16 protein-coding genes are annotated in these 17,586 nt (G+C 48.8%); 9 read left to right on the top strand and 7 right to left on the bottom strand.

Features of this window, described 5'->3' with window-relative positions; genetic code table 11:
- Positions 1 to 33: 33 nt before the first annotated feature.
- A complete protein-coding gene (gene rcdA, locus A9180_RS19205; protein ID WP_064530146.1) occupies positions 34 to 609 on the bottom strand; it encodes a DNA-binding transcriptional regulator RcdA in 576 nt (191 codons plus the stop codon).
- 83 nt (positions 610 to 692) lie between these two features.
- On the opposite strand from rcdA, the gene A9180_RS19200 reads away from it, so the two are divergent.
- From A9180_RS19200 to ybjH, 3 genes are all read left to right on the top strand, one after another.
- The gene (locus tag A9180_RS19200; protein WP_064530145.1) at positions 693 to 1,901 is read left to right on the top strand and encodes an MFS transporter; all 1,209 of its coding nucleotides are present in this window, start codon (positions 693 to 695) and stop codon (positions 1,899 to 1,901) included.
- Complete coding sequence (ybjI, locus tag A9180_RS19195; protein ID WP_064530144.1) at positions 1,901 to 2,716, top strand: 5-amino-6-(5-phospho-D-ribitylamino)uracil phosphatase; 816 nt, start codon at positions 1,901 to 1,903, stop codon at positions 2,714 to 2,716. Before A9180_RS19200 ends, ybjI begins: the two co-directional genes overlap by 1 nt.
- A gap of 84 nt (positions 2,717 to 2,800) precedes the next feature.
- Positions 2,801 to 3,085 carry a protein YbjH gene (gene ybjH / locus A9180_RS19190; RefSeq protein WP_074399644.1) on the top strand — a complete coding sequence of 95 codons (285 nt, stop codon included), beginning with the start codon at positions 2,801 to 2,803 and terminating at the stop codon, positions 3,083 to 3,085.
- 40 nt (positions 3,086 to 3,125) lie between these two features.
- Here the strand turns inward: ybjH and mdfA are convergent, their stop codons facing one another.
- A complete protein-coding gene (mdfA, locus tag A9180_RS19185) occupies positions 3,126 to 4,358 on the bottom strand; it encodes a multidrug efflux MFS transporter MdfA (RefSeq protein WP_064530142.1) in 1,233 nt (410 codons plus the stop codon).
- Between the two features lie 285 nt (positions 4,359 to 4,643).
- Here mdfA and ybjG point away from each other — a divergent pair, with 285 nt between their 5' ends.
- Both ybjG and deoR read left to right on the top strand, forming a co-directional pair.
- A complete protein-coding gene (gene ybjG / locus A9180_RS19180) occupies positions 4,644 to 5,240 on the top strand; it encodes an undecaprenyl-diphosphate phosphatase (protein WP_064530141.1) in 597 nt (198 codons plus the stop codon).
- Positions 5,241 to 5,297: 57 nt separating this feature from the next.
- Entirely contained in the window at positions 5,298 to 6,056 is a 759-nt protein-coding gene (gene deoR, locus A9180_RS19175) for a DNA-binding transcriptional repressor DeoR (protein ID WP_064530140.1), read from the top strand.
- Between the two features lie 47 nt (positions 6,057 to 6,103).
- Here the strand turns inward: deoR and dacC are convergent, their stop codons facing one another.
- Entirely contained in the window at positions 6,104 to 7,306 is a 1,203-nt protein-coding gene (dacC, locus tag A9180_RS19170; protein ID WP_064530194.1) for a serine-type D-Ala-D-Ala carboxypeptidase, read from the bottom strand.
- A gap of 246 nt (positions 7,307 to 7,552) precedes the next feature.
- On the opposite strand from dacC, the gene gstB reads away from it, so the two are divergent.
- On the top strand, positions 7,553 to 8,179 hold the full coding sequence (gene gstB, locus A9180_RS19165; protein ID WP_064530139.1) for a glutathione S-transferase GstB: 627 nt from the start codon (positions 7,553 to 7,555) through the stop codon (positions 8,177 to 8,179).
- Here gstB and yliI read toward each other — a convergent pair.
- The 3 genes from yliI to A9180_RS19150 form a co-directional block, all read right to left on the bottom strand.
- The gene (yliI, locus tag A9180_RS19160) at positions 8,176 to 9,291 is read right to left on the bottom strand and encodes an aldose sugar dehydrogenase YliI (RefSeq protein WP_064530138.1); all 1,116 of its coding nucleotides are present in this window, start codon (positions 9,289 to 9,291) and stop codon (positions 8,176 to 8,178) included. The two genes, gstB and yliI, sit on opposite strands and share 4 nt — an antisense overlap.
- Positions 9,292 to 9,401: 110 nt before the next feature.
- The gene (bssR, locus tag A9180_RS19155; RefSeq protein WP_064530137.1) at positions 9,402 to 9,785 is read right to left on the bottom strand and encodes a biofilm formation regulator BssR; all 384 of its coding nucleotides are present in this window, start codon (positions 9,783 to 9,785) and stop codon (positions 9,402 to 9,404) included.
- A 104-nt stretch (positions 9,786 to 9,889) separates the two neighbouring features.
- Positions 9,890 to 11,944 carry a beta-galactosidase gene (locus A9180_RS19150; protein WP_064530136.1) on the bottom strand — a complete coding sequence of 685 codons (2,055 nt, stop codon included), beginning with the start codon at positions 11,942 to 11,944 and terminating at the stop codon, positions 9,890 to 9,892.
- A 233-nt stretch (positions 11,945 to 12,177) separates the two neighbouring features.
- On the opposite strand from A9180_RS19150, the gene A9180_RS19145 reads away from it, so the two are divergent.
- The 3 genes from A9180_RS19145 to rimO all read left to right on the top strand — a co-directional run bounded on the left by A9180_RS19145 (position 12,178) and on the right by rimO (position 16,203).
- Positions 12,178 to 13,260 (top strand): LacI family DNA-binding transcriptional regulator, encoded by a 1,083-nt coding sequence (locus tag A9180_RS19145; protein WP_064530135.1) that lies wholly within the window; start codon positions 12,178 to 12,180, stop codon positions 13,258 to 13,260.
- 254 nt (positions 13,261 to 13,514) lie between these two features.
- On the top strand, positions 13,515 to 14,750 hold the full coding sequence (locus A9180_RS19140; protein WP_064530134.1) for an oligosaccharide MFS transporter: 1,236 nt from the start codon (positions 13,515 to 13,517) through the stop codon (positions 14,748 to 14,750).
- Positions 14,751 to 14,877: 127 nt separating this feature from the next.
- Positions 14,878 to 16,203 (top strand): 30S ribosomal protein S12 methylthiotransferase RimO, encoded by a 1,326-nt coding sequence (gene rimO, locus A9180_RS19135; RefSeq protein WP_001558886.1) that lies wholly within the window; start codon positions 14,878 to 14,880, stop codon positions 16,201 to 16,203.
- 47 nt (positions 16,204 to 16,250) lie between these two features.
- On the opposite strand, the gene A9180_RS19130 is transcribed toward rimO, so the two are convergent.
- The gene (locus tag A9180_RS19130) at positions 16,251 to 17,579 is read right to left on the bottom strand and encodes a GGDEF domain-containing protein (protein ID WP_064530133.1); all 1,329 of its coding nucleotides are present in this window, start codon (positions 17,577 to 17,579) and stop codon (positions 16,251 to 16,253) included.
- Between the last annotated feature and the right edge of the window lie 7 nt (positions 17,580 to 17,586).

The raw sequence follows: 17,586 nt of genomic DNA, 5'->3' as shown, positions 1-17,586 counted from the left end.
TTTTGTGGAGCCCATCAACCCCGCCATTTCGGTTCAAGGTTGATGGGTTTTTTGTTGCCTGAAATTTATCTCCTGCCCCGCCACTCGCGCCACCATCTGTAAAATCTCCTCGCGCGTTAGCGGCTTACGGTCAGTGACAAAATGCAGCGTCATCCCTTCAATAAAAGCATCCAGAGCCCGGGCCGTTCCAGGTTCGAACCATTGTTCGAGCGTTTGCTGACTGCGCTGCATCCAGTTTTGCATCACTGTTTTTAATAATGGTTTTCGGCTGGCCAGCGCGTAGAGTTGATACATCAGCTCCATGTTGTCCGGCGTTGCAACCTGCGAGCTGTAGATTATGTCTGTTATGGCCTGGCAGGCACCAGGGGCATCACTGACATCGTGAAAAAATGCCTGATATTGCCGTGACATAGCCTGCGTAAAGCTACTGAACGCCTCCAGCAATAGCTCATCAATTCCTGAAAAATAGTAGGTCATCGACCCTAACGGTACCCCGGCAAGGGTGGCTATTTTACGGTGCGTCACGGCATGTATTCCGTAAAGTTTTACCGCCTCGAGAGTGGCCTGGATGATTTTTTCTCGCCGTTGCGGATCATTAGCGCGACGCATGTCATTTCCTCTCTGTACAATTGTGTACAAATGTACACAACCTTGCTAAGGTTGTCTTCCCTCTTCTTTTTTTGACGTGATCTATGACCGTAAATTCTTCACGTAATGCCTTGAAACGTCGTACCTGGGCGCTGTTTATGTTCTTCTTTTTGCCGGGCCTTCTAATGGCTTCCTGGGCAACCCGTACGCCCGCTATCCGCGACATTCTTTCTGTCTCTATCGCTGAAATGGGCGGCGTGCTCTTTGGCCTGTCAATCGGTTCGATGAGCGGTATTCTCTGTTCGGCGTGGTTAGTGAAACGCTTTGGGACGCGTAATGTCATCCTGGTCACGATGTCCTGCGCATTGATCGGGATGATGATATTAAGTCTGGCACTCTGGCTGACATCTCCTGTGCTCTTTGCCATCGGTCTTGGCGTTTTTGGGGCCAGTTTTGGTTCCGCAGAAGTGGCGATAAACGTTGAAGGTGCTGCCGTTGAGCGAGAAATAAATAAAACGGTTTTACCGATGATGCATGGCTTCTACAGTCTCGGTACGCTGGCGGGGGCTGGTGTGGGGATGGCGCTGACGGCCTTTGGCGTTCCGGCAACTGTGCACATTTTGCTGGCGGCGCTGGTGGGCATCGCGCCTATTTGTATCGCTATTCAGGCTATCCCTGACGGTACGGGAAAAAATGCTGCCGATGGCACGCAGCATGGTGAAAAAGGAGTTCCTTTTTATCGCGATATTCAGTTGCTGTTAATTGGTGTCGTGGTGCTGGCAATGGCTTTCGCCGAAGGTTCTGCCAACGACTGGTTACCCTTATTAATGGTTGATGGTCACGGATTTAGCCCCACGTCCGGTTCATTGATATACGCAGGTTTCACATTGGGGATGACCGTTGGACGTTTTACCGGCGGCTGGTTTATTGATCGCTACAGCCGCGTTGCCGTGGTACGCGCCAGTGCGCTCATGGGTGCGTTGGGTATCGGGCTGATTATTTTTGTTGATAGCACCTGGGTCGCTGGGGTGTCTGTCGTTCTTTGGGGACTGGGGGCTTCTCTGGGCTTCCCACTGACCATTTCAGCCGCCAGTGATACCGGCCCCGATGCGCCGACCCGTGTCAGCGTAGTGGCAACGACCGGTTATCTGGCTTTCCTCGTCGGGCCTCCACTTCTGGGCTATCTCGGCGAACATTATGGATTACGTAGTGCAATGCTGGTTGTACTGGCGCTGGTTATTCTCGCGGCTATTGTCGCGAAGGCCGTCGCCAAACCCGATACCAAAACGCAGACGGCGATGGAGAATAGTTGATGAGCATTAAATTAATTGCGGTAGACATGGATGGTACTTTCTTAAGCGATCAAAAAACCTATAACCGCGAGCGGTTTATGGCCCAGTATCAGCAGATGAAAGCACAAGGGATTCGTTTTGTCGTCGCCAGCGGGAATCAATATTATCAGTTGATCTCTTTCTTCCCCGAAATTGCCGATGAAATTGCCTTTGTGGCAGAAAACGGCGGTTGGGTAGTGAGCGAAGGCAAAGATGTTTTTAATGGCGAGCTGTCGAAAGATGCATTTACCACTGTCGTGAAACATTTACTGACGCGCCCGGAAGTGGAAATTATTGCCTGCGGAAAAAATAGCGCCTATACCCTCAAAAAATATGACGATGCCATGAAAACTGTGGCGGAAATGTATTATCACCGTCTGGAATACGTCGATAGCTTTGACAACTTAGAAGATATCTTCTTTAAGTTTGGCCTGAATCTTTCCGATGAACTGATTCCGCAAGTGCAAAAAGCATTACATGAAGCCATCGGCGATATTATGGTGCCAGTGCATACCGGCAACGGCAGCATCGATCTAATCATCCCTGGCGTACATAAAGCCAATGGCCTACGTCAACTCCAGAAATTATGGGGAATAGACGACAGCGAAGTAGTGGTCTTTGGCGATGGCGGTAACGATATTGAGATGCTGCGCCAGGCAGGGTTCAGCTTCGCAATGGAAAATGCCGGCAGTGCGGTTGTTGCAGCAGCGAAGTACCGTGCAGGTTCCAATAACTGTGAAGGCGTACTGGACGTGATCGATAAAGTTCTTAAACACGAAGCGCCATTTAATCAATAAAACGGCAGCACGCCCGGCAACACAACGCCTGCATGAAGGCTGCATAATTCGCAGAAATTAACTCACCGGATTATTTCAGGCGAAATGATTATGAAGAATTATGTTTTGCTGGGCGCGTTTCTCATGAGTTTTGCGGGTGCAACGATGGCGCAAAGTGTTACCGTCGATGTGCCGAGTGGATACAAAGTGGTTGTGGTACCTGATTCTGTCAGCGTTCCGCAAGCCGTCAGCGTTGCTACCGTGCCGCAAACCGTCTATGTGGCCCCGACTCCCGCTCCGGCTTACCGTCCGCATCCGTATGTTCGTCACCTTGCCAGCGTTGGCGAAGGGATGGTTATCGAACATCAGATCGATGACCATCACCATTAATTCGAAAATGCCTGATTGCATTGTGCAATCAGGCATTTTTTTAACCTTCGTGTGAATTTCCTACCTGTTTATCTTTTAGAAAAATAAACATCAGCAGCAGCCACAAAATTCCGTTGGCAAGATTGAAGAGATTAAACAGACCGTTGCCACCGTTCAGATACGCGTGTTTACTGATCTCAATACCGACAGTGAAAATCAGCATTTGCAACATCCCCATTGCCGCCGAGACAGTACCTTTACTCATATCGCTAGCAAACAGCGTCAGACGCACCAACCCCGCATTCGCCAGGCCAATGCCAAAAGCATAAATACTTAACCCGGCGGTCATCCACAAATACGCGTGCGATGAGATGACCGTTGCCACAGCGGCAACCAGCAGACCAGTCATAATCGGCCAGCCACCCATAATGATCAGCGAACGTACGGTGCGACGCGAGGTCAGCCGCGCCAGCAGTAAGTTCCCCGCAATTAATGCGCCGAAAATGGGTACTTGCAGCAAACCATATTCATAGCTGCTCAACTGCTCGCCGGTTATGATGATAATCGGCGACTGGGCAATCCACGCCAGCAACGGCAGACTGACAAATCCCAGTGCCAACGCCCCTGCAACAAAGCGACCATTCATCAACACCAGTTTGTAGTCACGCCCAAGCTCTTTCAGTGACAATTTCTCGCCAATACGCGTAGCGGTTTCTGGCATGGCACGTTGCAGGCCGAAGAAGGAGATAGTTGCCAACGCGGCAAATAATACAAACATCCCTTCCCAGGGCAGCACATGGATCCACGCCGCCCCCACCAGCGGGCCGAGTAGCGGAGCAATCAGCGCCACGTTCGCCATCAGCGCGGTGATCTTGATACAAACCGCCTCTTCGAAGGATTCCTGAATCGCGGCATAACCTACAGCGCCAATGAAACAGAGGCTTATACCCTGCAAGAAGCGCAACAGCGTGAATTGTTCAATGTTTTGCGCCAGTAAAATCGCCAGACAAGTGATGATAAACCACACTACGCCCGCCAGCATCACCGGACGGCGACCAATACGATCCGACAATGGCCCCAGCAGCCACTGTAAAAACATCCCACCCGCCAGGTACGCGGTCATCGAGGTAGGAACCCAATCAATGCCCGCCTGGTACTGTTCCACCACGGCCAACATACCGGGCTGAATCATATCGTTACCGATATAAGTTGAGAATTCGTAGAGCACCAGACAGAGAGGGAAAAGTAATGCCTGACGTCCGAGTCTGGCACCATTAGCTAATCTATTTTGCATGCAATTTCTTCGCCAAGAATAATCGCGCAAAGTTTAATAAAAGCGCGGCTAACGAGAAAGCAATTTTTGCCCCTGAAACCGCCGTTAAGCACATTCTTACATTAATCGGCGTTTAGACTCTCTTTTTTTAAGCTTTATTTAACTACCGCGCGTTACCATTACTTAACGTAATACGGGCCACTTATGAGAAATAAGACGATGCCGCTTTACCCTGTTTAACATGCACCTTATTCTCACCGCCTTGCCTGACGGCTCTCCATTAAACACCTTATGAGTCTGGAAGTTATGCTGGAAAATCTCAATTACTCATTATTCTCTCTAATTAACGCCACGCCAGATTCTTCTCCGTGGATGATCTCGTTGGCGATTTTTATTGCCAAAGATTTGATTACCGTGGTGCCGCTACTGACCGGGGTACTTTGGCTGTGGGGGCGTACGGCGCAACGGCAGGTAGTGATAAAAATGGCGATCGCACTGGCTGTAAGTCTGTTTGTTTCCTGGGGGATGGGTCACTTATTTCCACACGACCGCCCGTTTGTCGAGAATATCGGCTATAACTTCCTGCACCATGCGGCAGATGACTCTTTCCCGAGCGATCACGGCACGGTGATCTTCACCTTCGCTCTGGCATTTTTAATCTGGCATCGTTTGTGGTCCGGATCGCTTCTCATGGCACTGGCCGTAATTATTGCCTGGTCGCGGGTCTACCTTGGCGTCCACTGGCCACTGGATATGCTTGGTGGATTGTTGGCGGGAATGATTGGTTGCCTTAGCGCGCAGATTATCTGGCAAGCTGTGGGGACAATGCTCTACCAGCGACTGCAATCGTGGTATCGCTTCTGCTTCGCCTTACCGATCCGTAAAGGCTGGGTACGTGGCTGATTTCGGATAAAACGTGTAATATCAGGCGGCTCGCTTCAATAACTATTCAGAGGGAATATGGAAACACGTCGCGAAGAGCGTATCGGGCAATTACTCCAGGAATTAAAACGCAGCGATAAGTTGCATCTGAAGGACGCCGCCGCTCTACTTGGGGTTTCAGAGATGACGATTCGTCGCGACTTGAATAACAACAGCGCCCCCGTCGTATTACTCGGCGGCTATATCGTTCTCGAACCACGCAGCGCCAGCCATTACCTGCTAAGTGACCAAAAATCCCGTCTGGTGGAAGAAAAACGCCGCGCCGCAAAACTGGCCGCAACGTTGGTAGAACCCGATCAGACCCTCTTTTTTGACTGTGGCACCACTACGCCCTGGATTATTGAAGCGATTGATAATGAAATCCCTTTCACCGCCGTTTGTTATTCACTGAATACCTTTCTGGCGCTGCAAGAGAAACCACACTGCCGGGCGTTTCTGAGCGGTGGTGAATTTCACGCCAGCAACGCCATTTTCAAACCTATCGATTTTCAACAAACGCTGAATAATTTTTGTCCGGATATCGCTTTTTATTCCGCTGCGGGTGTACATATCAAAAAAGGCGCAACCTGTTTTAATATTGAAGAGTTGCCGGTAAAACACTGGGCCATGTCGATGGCGCAAAAGCATGTGCTGGTTGTCGACCACAGTAAGTTTGGTAAGGTACGTCCGGCGCGCATGGGCGACCTGAAACGCTTTGATATCGTAGTGAGCGATTGTTGTCCGGAAGATGAGTATGTGAAGTACGCGCAAACGCAGCGCATTAAGTTAATGTATTAACTAAGCATCACCGGATGACGTCTACGCGCCATCCGGTCAACTAAAGATTAAGAGAACCAGCTGCCAAACCACTGATGGAATTTCATCATCACGAAATCCCACATCCGACCAAAGAATCCACCCTCTTCTACATTCTCCATTACGATTAATGGACGCTGTTCAATAGACTTGCCATTAAGCTGGAAATCAATGGTTCCGACAACCTGCCCTTTTTTCAGTGGTGCGGTGAGCTGCGGTTCCGTTAATGTATAACTGGCTTTCAGGTTTTTCAGTTGTCCGCGCGGAATAGTCACCGATCCGCCTTCGCCAGCACCGAGATTCACTTCGCTCTTATCGCCAAACCAGACTCGCTGGGTCACAAAGGTGGCATCAGGTTTAATTGGTGTCACGGTTTCAAAGAAACGGAAGCCCCAGGTGAGCAACTTTTCGGACTCATTAAAACGGATACGATCGGTTTTCGCTCCCAGTACAACAGAGATCAAACGCATGTCGCCCTGGGTCGCGGAGGCCACCAGGTTGTAACCGGCACCTGCCGTAGTACCGGTCTTCATGCCATCGACATTGACATTACTACTCCATAGCAGACGGTTACGGTTAGGCTGGCGAATCTTGTTGAAGGTAAATTCCTTCTCTTTATGAATGGCATACTCTTCCGGTACATCGTGGATTAACGCTTTGCCCAGCAAAGCCATATCGCGCGCGGTACTGAACTGCCCCGGTGCGTCGAGGCCGTGCACCGTCTGGAAGGTGGTGTTGGTCAGGCCCAATTTTTTAGCATAACCATTCATCAAACCAATAAATGACTCCTGACTGCCCGCAACGTAATCAGCCAGCGCAATACAGGCGTCATTACCGGACTGAATGATCACGCCTTTGTTTAAATCGGCCACCGAAACCTGATCGCCCGGTTTAAGGAACATCACCGACGAACCACGCAGCGCCGGATTGCCCGTTGCCCAGGCATCTTTACCGACCGTCACCATATCGGTGAGTTTAATCTTATCGGCCTTGAGCGCCTGCCCAACCACATAGCTGGTCATAATTTTGGTCAGACTGGCTGGGTCAAGTTTCTCATCCGCATTGCCTTCTGCCAGCACTTTACCGCTGGCGTAATCCATTAAAATCCATGCAAGCGCATCCACGCTCGGCGCGTCAACGGTTTGTTCAGCTGCGAATGCCGTTGGGGCAAAAAGGAATAAAAATGCAGAACCCGCTGTAAGACCACGAAGGAGAGAGGAGAATTGCGTCATAAATGCCACCCGAGTATCCATTCAAAAAAAATACGTTATATCGCCGTATGATAAGTTCGGTGATTAATAACGCACACACAAACTTAAAGAAACCGTAAGTTGGTAAAGTTTTTAAAGTTTATGCAATATCCCGCCGCTTCGCTGCTTCTGGCGTCATTTTTTTGCCAACTGTTGCTTAAAAGTTAACTTTACTTCACCATCGGAATCCTGTTCAGCCTGTGGCTGCCTGTGTAAAAAGGGGTGAGTATGATTACGCTGTGGGGTCGGAATAATTCAACCAACGTAAAAAAAGTGTTGCTGACACTCGAAGAACTGGATCTACCTTATGAGCAAATTCTCGCGGGCCGTGAGTTTGGGGTAAACCATGACGCCGACTTTCTGGCGATGAATCCCAACGGGCTGGTGCCACTGTTGCGTGACGACGAAAGTGATTTAATTCTCTGGGAGTCGAACGCCATTGTCCGCTACCTGGCAGCACAGTACGGGCAAAACCGCTTGTGGATTGACTCGCCAGCACGTCGCGCAGAAGCGGAAAAATGGATGGACTGGGCAAACCAGACGCTTAGTAATGCCCATCGCGGGATCCTGATGGGATTAGTCAGAACACCGCCTGAAGAGCGTGACCAGGCAGCCATTGATGCCAGTTGCAAGGAATGCGACGCCTTGTTTGCCATTCTTGATGCGGAACTGGCAAAAGTGAAATGGTTCTCTGGTGATAAATTTGGCGTGGGTGATATCGCTATTGCACCGTTTATCTACAATTTGTTTAACGTCGGTCTGACCTGGACACCACGTCCCAATCTGGAACGCTGGTATCAACAGCTCACCGAACGCCCCGCAGTACGTAAAGTGGTGATGATCCCCGTTAGCTAATTACGCGGGCTAACTTTTAGTAATTCCCCGTTGGACTCGTCGGTCAGGACGTATAAATAACCGTCGGGTCCAGTGCGAACATCACGAATTCGCTGCCCCCTGTCCGTTAATATGCGGCCATCTTCCGTCACTTTGTTGCCTTTGACGCTCATCACGATGACATCTTTGTCTTTTAACGCGCCAATAAATAATTTTTGCTGCCACTGGGGGAATTTGTCACTGTTATAGAAGGCCATACCGCTCACCGCCGGTGAGTCTTTCCAGTAGAAAATCGGTTGTTCGGTTCCGGCAACGATTTCCCCTTTCGCTTCCGGTATTTTAAATCCCGAGTAATTGATGCCCCAGGACGCCAGCGGCCAGCCGTAGTTTTTGCCTTTTTGCGGAATATTTATTTCATCACCACCGCGCGGGCCATGTTCATTCAACCACAGTGCATTACTCCACGGATTCATCGCCATCCCTTGCGGATTACGAATGCCGTAAGACCAGATCTCAGCTCGTGCAGCGGATTCCTTCACAAAGGGATTATCATCCGGGATCTCGCCCTGGTCGGTCAGACGCACTAATTTACCCTGTAATTTGTCGAGATCCTGCGCCGTCGGGCGCTGATTATTTTCCCCCAGACCAATAAAAAGATAACCGTTACCGTCGAATACCAACCGCCCGCCAAAATGGTTACCGGTAGACAGTTTTGGCATCTGCCGAAAGACGGTGTGGAAGTCGGTCACTTGTGAGAGATCATCACTTAAGCGGCCATAACCGACGGCAGTTCCGGCTTTGCCATCATCGCCAACTTCGGAATAACTTAACCAGATGCGGCGAGACTGGGCAAAATCAGGTGCTAAAGCCACATCCAGCAGACCGCCCTGCCCGTGCGCCCAGACTTCCGGCACTCCGGCAAGCGGCGCAGATAATCCTTTTCCTGCTTGCCAGTGACGCAACTCGCCGCCGCGCAGGGTGATTAACATGCCGTGATTATCGGGTAAAAAGGCCAGCGCCCACGGGTGATCGAGTTTGTCTTGCAGTACTTCGACATTTACCGTTGCAGGCGCCGCCCAAAGAGCGGAAGAAACACAGAGAAAGGGCACAAGGAAAAGGGATTGTCGATGCATAACGCCTCCGGATTGACTCTGGCTTAAAGCGTAGTCAGTGGAGGAGATGGCAAATTCATTTTTACAAAAACTTAAACATGAAGGGGGAGATGCTTTCTCCCCCTTAGTTTTCAGGCCTGCTCAAGCATGGTGTGCTTTTCAAGACTCTGGATACTCAGCGTTAAGCTCATCAGACAATTTTCAAGCTTATCGGCGTTGACGGTAATAAAATTTGGGCAATCATGATACCCACTCATCAAACATACTGCGGCTGTCGCTAATGCTTCTTCAGCGTGATGAAGAGCACTCCACTCATCCTTATCCAGATGAAGATTCAACCGCAGCGATTTATCGTGCAGTTCGCGATTCAGTTTAAAAAAGTTATCTCGTAGATGATTGCTTTCGCTGACGGACATGTATCCTTTAGCCTTCCTCAGATGCACGTACGCAGCGAGGTCAACTTGTGCGTCTTTCAACCGATTCAGCAGGTCGATTCGCTGTCTGTCAACGAACATACTTCGATCCTCCTCTTTCCAGCCTTGTTGCAATTAAATAGTATGGCTACTTTTTGTACAAAATGCTGTCAGGGATCAATATTTCACAACTTATTAATAAGAATTTACATTATTTCTCTTTCCAGCACCTCACATCCCCACGGCGCCAGTTCTAAGTCTTGTGAACAAGCCTTGCCCGTTTCTGCCACCCGCCACGCTCCAGGAAGCACAACATTTTGTACATGAGCAGTGTAGTTTTGTACAAAAACCCATTCCTGATTGCCGTCTGTCCGACGCGTTGCAATAACGCCAACAGGAAGTTCAGTAGCAAGTGCTTTTGGGAGATGAAGTGTATTGATCAACATCGCGGCAAACGCTTGATGAAATGACGCATCATTACGCGAAGCCACATAGAAAGCACGACCTTGTCCGACGTGATTTACCGTTAACGCCGGCGTACCTGCATAAAAATCCTCACCATAGCGCGCCAGAACCTGTGCGCCTTCGGCGTGAATGACCGCACATAATTCCCGTGCCTGCCATTGCCCCTGCAGTCCATACGCATTCGGCTCGCAGACAACTTCGTTATGCTGATAATCATTAAGGCTATCAATATCTTCAGCCCACACGCCCATCAGATCACGCAACGGGCCAGGGAAACCGCCCAGGTGACATAAATCGGTTTCATTGACAATCCCGGACCAGTAAGTAGTGACAAAATTGCCTCCAGCTTCGACATAGGCACGAGCACGAGCAGCAAATCCATCGCGAACCATATAGAGCATTGGGGCGATAACTAACTGATAATCCGTAAGATCACAATCTGCGTTGATAACATCGACCGCCACGCCCTGCTCCCAGAAAGGTCGGTAATGCTCCACTACCGTTTGCTCGTAGTGGATACCGCAATTGCGCGGCCCGGCAGCATCATTGACCGCCCAGCGGTTTTCCCAGTCGAAAATAATGGCAACTTTTGCCTGCGTTTTCGTCCCAACCAATTGTTTAAGATGTGCCAGTCGTTGCCCCAGTTGTATGACTTCGCGCCCGGTACGCGTCTCCAGATGACCGACGTGATCAACCACCGCACCATGAAACTTCTCCACGGCACCACGACTCTTACGCCACTGAAAATAGTGCACGCCATCTGCGCCGTGAGCGACGGCCTGTAAGGAAGAAAGAATATTCATTCCCGGCTTTTTCAATTTGCTGGTTGGCTGCCAGCTTGTCTGGCTGGGCGTGGATTCCATCAGAATAAACGGTTTATTTTTCAAGGTACGCATCAGGTCGTGATACATCGCTGTTTTACAGGCAACAGCGCGTTCATCTTCCTGTTTATGCCACATGGGATAGCTATCCCAGCTCACAAAATCAACCACTTCAGCTAATGCCCAGTAGTTGTAGTCATTGAAATACCACATAAAATTGGTCGTCGCAAGTAAATCGGGGCGTTCTGCTTTTAACGGCGCGATCTCCATTTGATAGAACTCTTTTACCTGCGATGTGACAAAGCGCCGCCAGTCAAGATTCAAACCGTGGTTAGACATCTCACCTAATGGGGAAGGAGATTCAATTTGTGCCCAGTCACTGTATGTATGGCTCCAGAAGCCAGTCCACCATGCCTGATTAAGCGCCTCAAGAGTGGTGTAACGAGTCTGCAACCAACGGCGAAACGCCTGTTGGCATCCATTACAATGACACTCTCCGCCATACTCATTACTGATGTGCCATCCCAGAACCGCCGGATGATTGGCGTATCGCTGCGCCAGTTTACGGTTAATTTGCGTCACTTTATCTTTATACACTGGCGAAGAAAGGCAGTGATTATGGCGACCGCCGTGAAGCATTTTCTCGCGTGAGGCGCTAACTCTCAGAACCTCTGGATAACGAGCAGCTAGCCAGGCGGGTTTGGCTCCGCTTGGTGTTGCCAGGAAGACAGAGATCCCACCAGCATGAAGTTTATCCAGCACCTCATCCAGCCAGTCAAAGCAATATTCCCCCTCTGTGGGTTCCAGCATTGACCAGCTAAAAATACCCACCGACATGGTGTTACAACCAGCCTGTTGCATCATGGCGATATCTTTCTCCAGAATCCCGGGAACATGTAACCACTGCTCCGGATTGTAATCGGCACCATGAAGTAACCACGGGGCTCTGGGAATGATCGGTGGATGCTTGTCCATGCTGACTCCTGAATTGTTTTAAACAGACAAAAAATGTTATTCGTTCACAATGCTGTCATCTAGTAATTAATTGCTTCGTTATGCAAGGAATGCCCGGCAGGAATGTGATCAAGTACGCGTTTTTCCCTTCAAATAGCTTCGGCGGTTCAGCTTACCGGCAGTGAGACAAGTGAGCGTGATACGTATGACATTCACTGCGGTATACTGTGACAAATCTTTTAGCCGGGGCGAATATGAAAACCAAAGCTGCAACCCTTGCCGATGTTGCCCGTCATGCCAATGTTTCTTATCAGACAGTGTCGCGGGTGCTTAACAATTCAGCGAACGTGTCTGCCAAAACACGTCAAAAAATTGAACAAGCCATTGCCGAACTTAAATACGTTCCAAATCGCGTAGCTCAACAGTTGGTAGGGAAAGAGAGCAAAACGGTCGGGCTGGTTACAACTTCGCTCGCCCTACATGCCCCCTCGCAAATTGCGGCAGCAGTGAAAAAATATGCCGGAGAACAGGGATATCAGGTGCTGATATCCATGATCGATGATGTTGATATTAAAGGTATTCAGGCTGCAATTAATGACTTAAAAGCACAACGGGTAACAAAGATTATTATCAACGCACCGCTGGAAACGGCATTGGCTGAAAATCTGGTTGCTGAAAACAGCGATGTGTTGTGTCTGTTTCTCGACGTGGACCCTTATAGCCCGGTATTTAACGTCACTTTTAATCCTGCAGAAGGTGCACGCGCCAGCGTGAAATATCTTTACGATTTGGGGCATCGTCAATTTTGCCTGATCTCCGGCCCAGAAAACTCAGTACCGGCGCGGCTACGACTCAATACCTGGCGCGATACTCTCGCCTCACTCCAACTGACGCCGCTGGCCATTCATTACGGTAGTTGGGACGCTCAAAGTGGCTATCTGGCGACGTTACAGATGCTACGTGAAACGCCACAGGCGACCGCTCTTCTGATCGCCAATGATCAGATGGCATTGGGGGCGTTAAGCGCCTTACATCAACAAAAACGTAAAATCCCGCAAGATATTTCTGTCATTGGCTATGACGACACCTATGAGAGTGCGTTTTTTGAACCCTCACTGACGACCGTCGCAATTGACTTTGATTTACAAGGAAAAATTGCCGTTCAACAAATTTTACAGCCGGACGATGAACACGCGATGCTCCGCTCTTCAACCATCCTTCCCAGTCGCCTGGTCGTGCGTAACTCTGCTGGCCCTCTGCACTCACCACAGACTGATCTGATGAATATTGCCGAACACCTTCGCACACTGGCGGATGAACTAACACGCAAGGCATAAAAGTAATACGTTCTCATAAAAAGATTTAGTGATCTATTTCGCTAAATCTTTTTTATTACCAGCAATAATTGTGATGCAAATCGCAAACATTCATTTAATACATTGCCTAATCATCGCTGTCAGGGTCAGAGTAAAAATGAAATTGTTAACGTATGACATTTTCCGGAGATGCATACCAAAACAATAACCAGTAAGCACAGCGAATGCCTGTGCCAACGGTAAATGACCCAACGCCAGTGATTGAGGATATGGCTATGTTATTGCCCGGTAAACGTAATTATATTTTGCTCAGTATTTTCGATTTCCTGTACCTCTTTGCCTGGTCGGCAACGATGGCATTTTTTGTCATATGGACGACACAGCATCTGGAAATTACCGCCACACGCACAGGATTACTTTATTCCGTTAATGCTTTCATTGCGTTATTAATGCAGCCGTTCTTCGGTTTCATCTCCGATAAATTTGGTCTTAAGAAACAACTCATCTGGATCCTCGTCGCATTATTACTTCCCGTAGGCCCATTCTTTATTTATGTATACGCCCCGCTTCTGGTTCATAACTTCTGGCTGGGCGCTGTTTTGGGTGGCGTTTACCTGGGGATCATTTTTAATTCTGGCTGTGGCGTTCTGGATTCCTGGATAGATAAAGTTTCGCGTCGTTATCATTTTGAATATGGTCGCGTAAGAATGTGGGGCTCTCTGGGATGGGCCGCCGCCGCGTGGATTGTGGGTAAATACATTGATACCAGTCCTAATCTCTCTTTCTGGCTGGCAAGCTGTGCCATTGTGGTCGCCGCAATCTGCTTTATGTTTACCAAAATTGAGCTGACCGAGGCAGAAATTGAAAAAACCAATTCGCTGAAAGCTATCCATGCGCTTGAACTGGCGAAAAATAGTCAGTTCTGGTTTTTATTGATGTTCACTCTGTTCGTCACGCAAATTTATGACACCTACGATCAACAATTCGCACAATATTTTTCGCTGCAATTTTCGACGCCAGAAGAGGGCAATCGCTGGTACGGGATTCTGGCTTCTGTCCAGGTCTGTGGAGAAACCTTATTTCTCTGTCTGATGCCGTGGTTTGTTAACCGCACTGGCGCAAAATGGGCATTAGTGATTGCCGGAACCATTATGTCGTTACGCATTGCTGGTTCTGCAATCCAACTGGGACCGGTGTGGATTGCAGCCGTTAAAATGATGCACGCCATCGAAAAACCACTGATCCTGGTATCTGTGTTTAAATTTATCGCGGCTAACTTTGATCATAAACTCTCTTCGACGGTCTACCTGCTGGTGCTTTTTGTGGCATCCATCGCCACGGCAATCTATTCCCCCATTGCCGGCTATCTGTATGACACCATTGGCTTTGCTGAAACCTATTTAATCCTGGGAGCTATTGCCGGTTGCTTCACGCTTATTTCGGTCTTTACGCTGCGAGACAAATCCAGCAGCCAGCCTGCAAAGGCGCTAACTGAAAACCCAATAGCATGATAACCATTTACGCCCCGATATTTGGGGCGTTTTCCTCGCCTGTTGACCAGATTACGATACAAATTTTATCCAGAACTCTGTAGAATCCCTGCCCTGACCTTTCCTGTAACTGAATATTTTTTAAGCTATGAGCAAAGTAACTCCCCAGCCGAAAATCGGCTTTGTTTCCCTTGGCTGCCCGAAAAACCTTGTCGATTCGGAGCGCATTCTGACTGAACTGCGTACTGAAGGTTACGACGTAGTACCGAGTTATGACGACGCAGATATGGTGATCGTTAACACCTGCGGCTTTATTGATAGCGCGGTGCAAGAGTCTCTGGAAGCCATTGGCGAAGCGCTGAATGAAAATGGCAAGGTGATTGTGACCGGTTGTCTGGGAGCAAAAGAAGATCAGATCCGCGAAGTCCACCCGAAAGTACTGGAAATCACCGGGCCTCATAGCTACGAACAGGTTCTGGAGCACGTTCATCACTACGTGCCAAAACCAAAACACAATCCGTTCCTGAGCCTGGTGCCGGAACAAGGTGTGAAGTTGACTCCACGTCATTATGCCTATCTGAAGATTTCCGAAGGCTGTAACCACCGCTGCACTTTCTGCATTATTCCTTCAATGCGCGGTGATCTGGTGAGCCGCCCGATTGGCGAAGTATTAAGCGAAGCGAAACGTCTGGTTGATGCGGGCGTTAAAGAGATTCTGGTTATCTCCCAGGACACTTCCGCGTATGGCGTTGATGTTAAACACCGTACTGGCTTCCACAACGGCGAGCCGGTCAAAACCAGCATGGTCAGCCTGTGCGAACAGTTATCGAAACTGGGGATCTGGACACGTCTGCACTACGTTTACCCTTATCCGCATGTGGATGACGTTATCCCGCTGATGGCTGAAGGCAAAATCCTGCCGTATCTGGATATTCCGTTACAGCACGCCAGCCCGCGTATTCTCAAACTGATGAAGCGCCCGGGTTCGGTGGATCGCCAACTGGCACGCATCAAAAAATGGCGTGAAATCTGCCCGGAACTGACCCTGCGTTCAACCTTTATTGTCGGCTTCCCTGGCGAGACGGAAGAAGATTTCCAGATGCTGCTCGACTTCCTGAAGGAAGCACGTCTGGATCGCGTTGGCTGCTTTAAATACAGCCCGGTTGAAGGCGCAGATGCCAATGCTCTGCCGGACCAGGTCCCGGAAGAAGTGAAAGAAGAACGCTGGAATCGCTTCATGCAACTGCAACAACAGATTTCTGCCGAACGTCTGCAGGAAAAAGTGGGCCGTGAAATTCTGGTGATCATCGACGAAGTGGACGAAGAAGGCGCAATCGGCCGCAGCATGGCAGACGCTCCGGAAATCGACGGCGCGGTTTATCTCAACGGTGAAACCAACGTTAAGCCGGGCGATATTCTGCGTGTGAAAGTCGAGCATGCCGATGAATACGATTTGTGGGGTAGCCGGGTTTAATTAATGTCAGGCCGGGCAAAATTATTTTCCCGGCCTGCTAATAAACATTATTGCCAGCTAATCTGCGCCCTGCCGTTTTTCTTACTCTTATACAGACGCTCATCCGCCAGCATTTTCAGCCGCTCAACGGTGGTACATTCATTTGAATGCGCTACGCCGATGCTGGTGCTTAAATTAATGCTCCCCACCTGGAAATTGACGATTTCTTTTAATATCGATAGCAACTCTTCCAGCGTTCCACCTGTATAAATCACAGCAAATTCGTCGCCACCAAAACGATAGACTTTGCCTTTATCCACTGGAATTTGTGATTTAAGGATTTTCACAACCTTAATCAACACTTCATCGCCCAGCAAATGACCGAAGGTGTCGTTAATGTTTTTGAATTTATCGACGTCAAACAGGCACAAATATCCGCCTTTTTCCGGCAAAGCTTTTAAGTCTTCATCAAAGGATTTTCTGCCCATCGCTTTCGTCAGGTCGTCAAGAAACGCTGAGTTATACATACTGTAGAGTTTTTTGACATCCGCCGCCGAGAAGAAAAGTCCACCGTCCAGTACGCGGTCATAATGGTTATTAATAATGGCTTCTTTTTCAACAATGCCACAATTGATCACTCTGCGTACCAGATAGAGGCAGCTGGTACCCGATATAACCGCCACCAATGCGGCAAAGAAGATGATCAACGTACACACCTGAACATAAACGTCTTTTTTATAGGCAAATACATACAATCCTGTCGGCAAATAGGAGAAATGCTCCATCGCTTCCGAAACAGTGAAAATGGCGTTTTTGGCATTATATTCATCACCAGTAACCGATTTGCCATTCTTAAAAAGTGAGAACATCAGGTTATCGCTGTCCATTGCCAGCGATTTTGACAGTAAAGAAAAACGCTCCAGCCCTAGTAAAAATATCAGACTGCGATTATGGGTAACCGGGTAGAGATAATAGACGAAGGTTTTACCGTCAAAAGAGATAAACCCCGTATTCTTAACATGCAGATACTTAACCACCTGCATGATATTTGCACAATAGTTATTCTCGTATTCCTTTACCTGAATACACTCATCACTGGAAATCAGATAAGGACCAACATCATACAAATAAGAAGGAGAAATCGAATCGGCGTAGGCTGTGCGTAAGCCAACCAGCAATTGTTCTTCCGTAGGGTTTAGCGTATTAATGAGATCAATTGCCACACTACGCCGATATTCAGCAATATTTGCCACCGCAAAAGCAGTATCAATAACGGACTGTTTCAGGCCATACACCCGTTCTTTCACCATTTGGGTGTAGATCCCGCAGGCAACTGCCGAAATCATAATAAAAATCAGCAGGCTGACTGTAAGTACGAATTTATTGATTCTGGACATACCTAAA

It is taken from the genome of Escherichia sp. B1147 (genome assembly GCF_001660175.1).
Classification (GTDB): Bacteria; Pseudomonadota; Gammaproteobacteria; order Enterobacterales; family Enterobacteriaceae; genus Escherichia; species Escherichia whittamii.
Note: the sequence above shows the minus strand (reverse complement) of the source record. Positions and strands in the feature narration are given on the sequence as shown.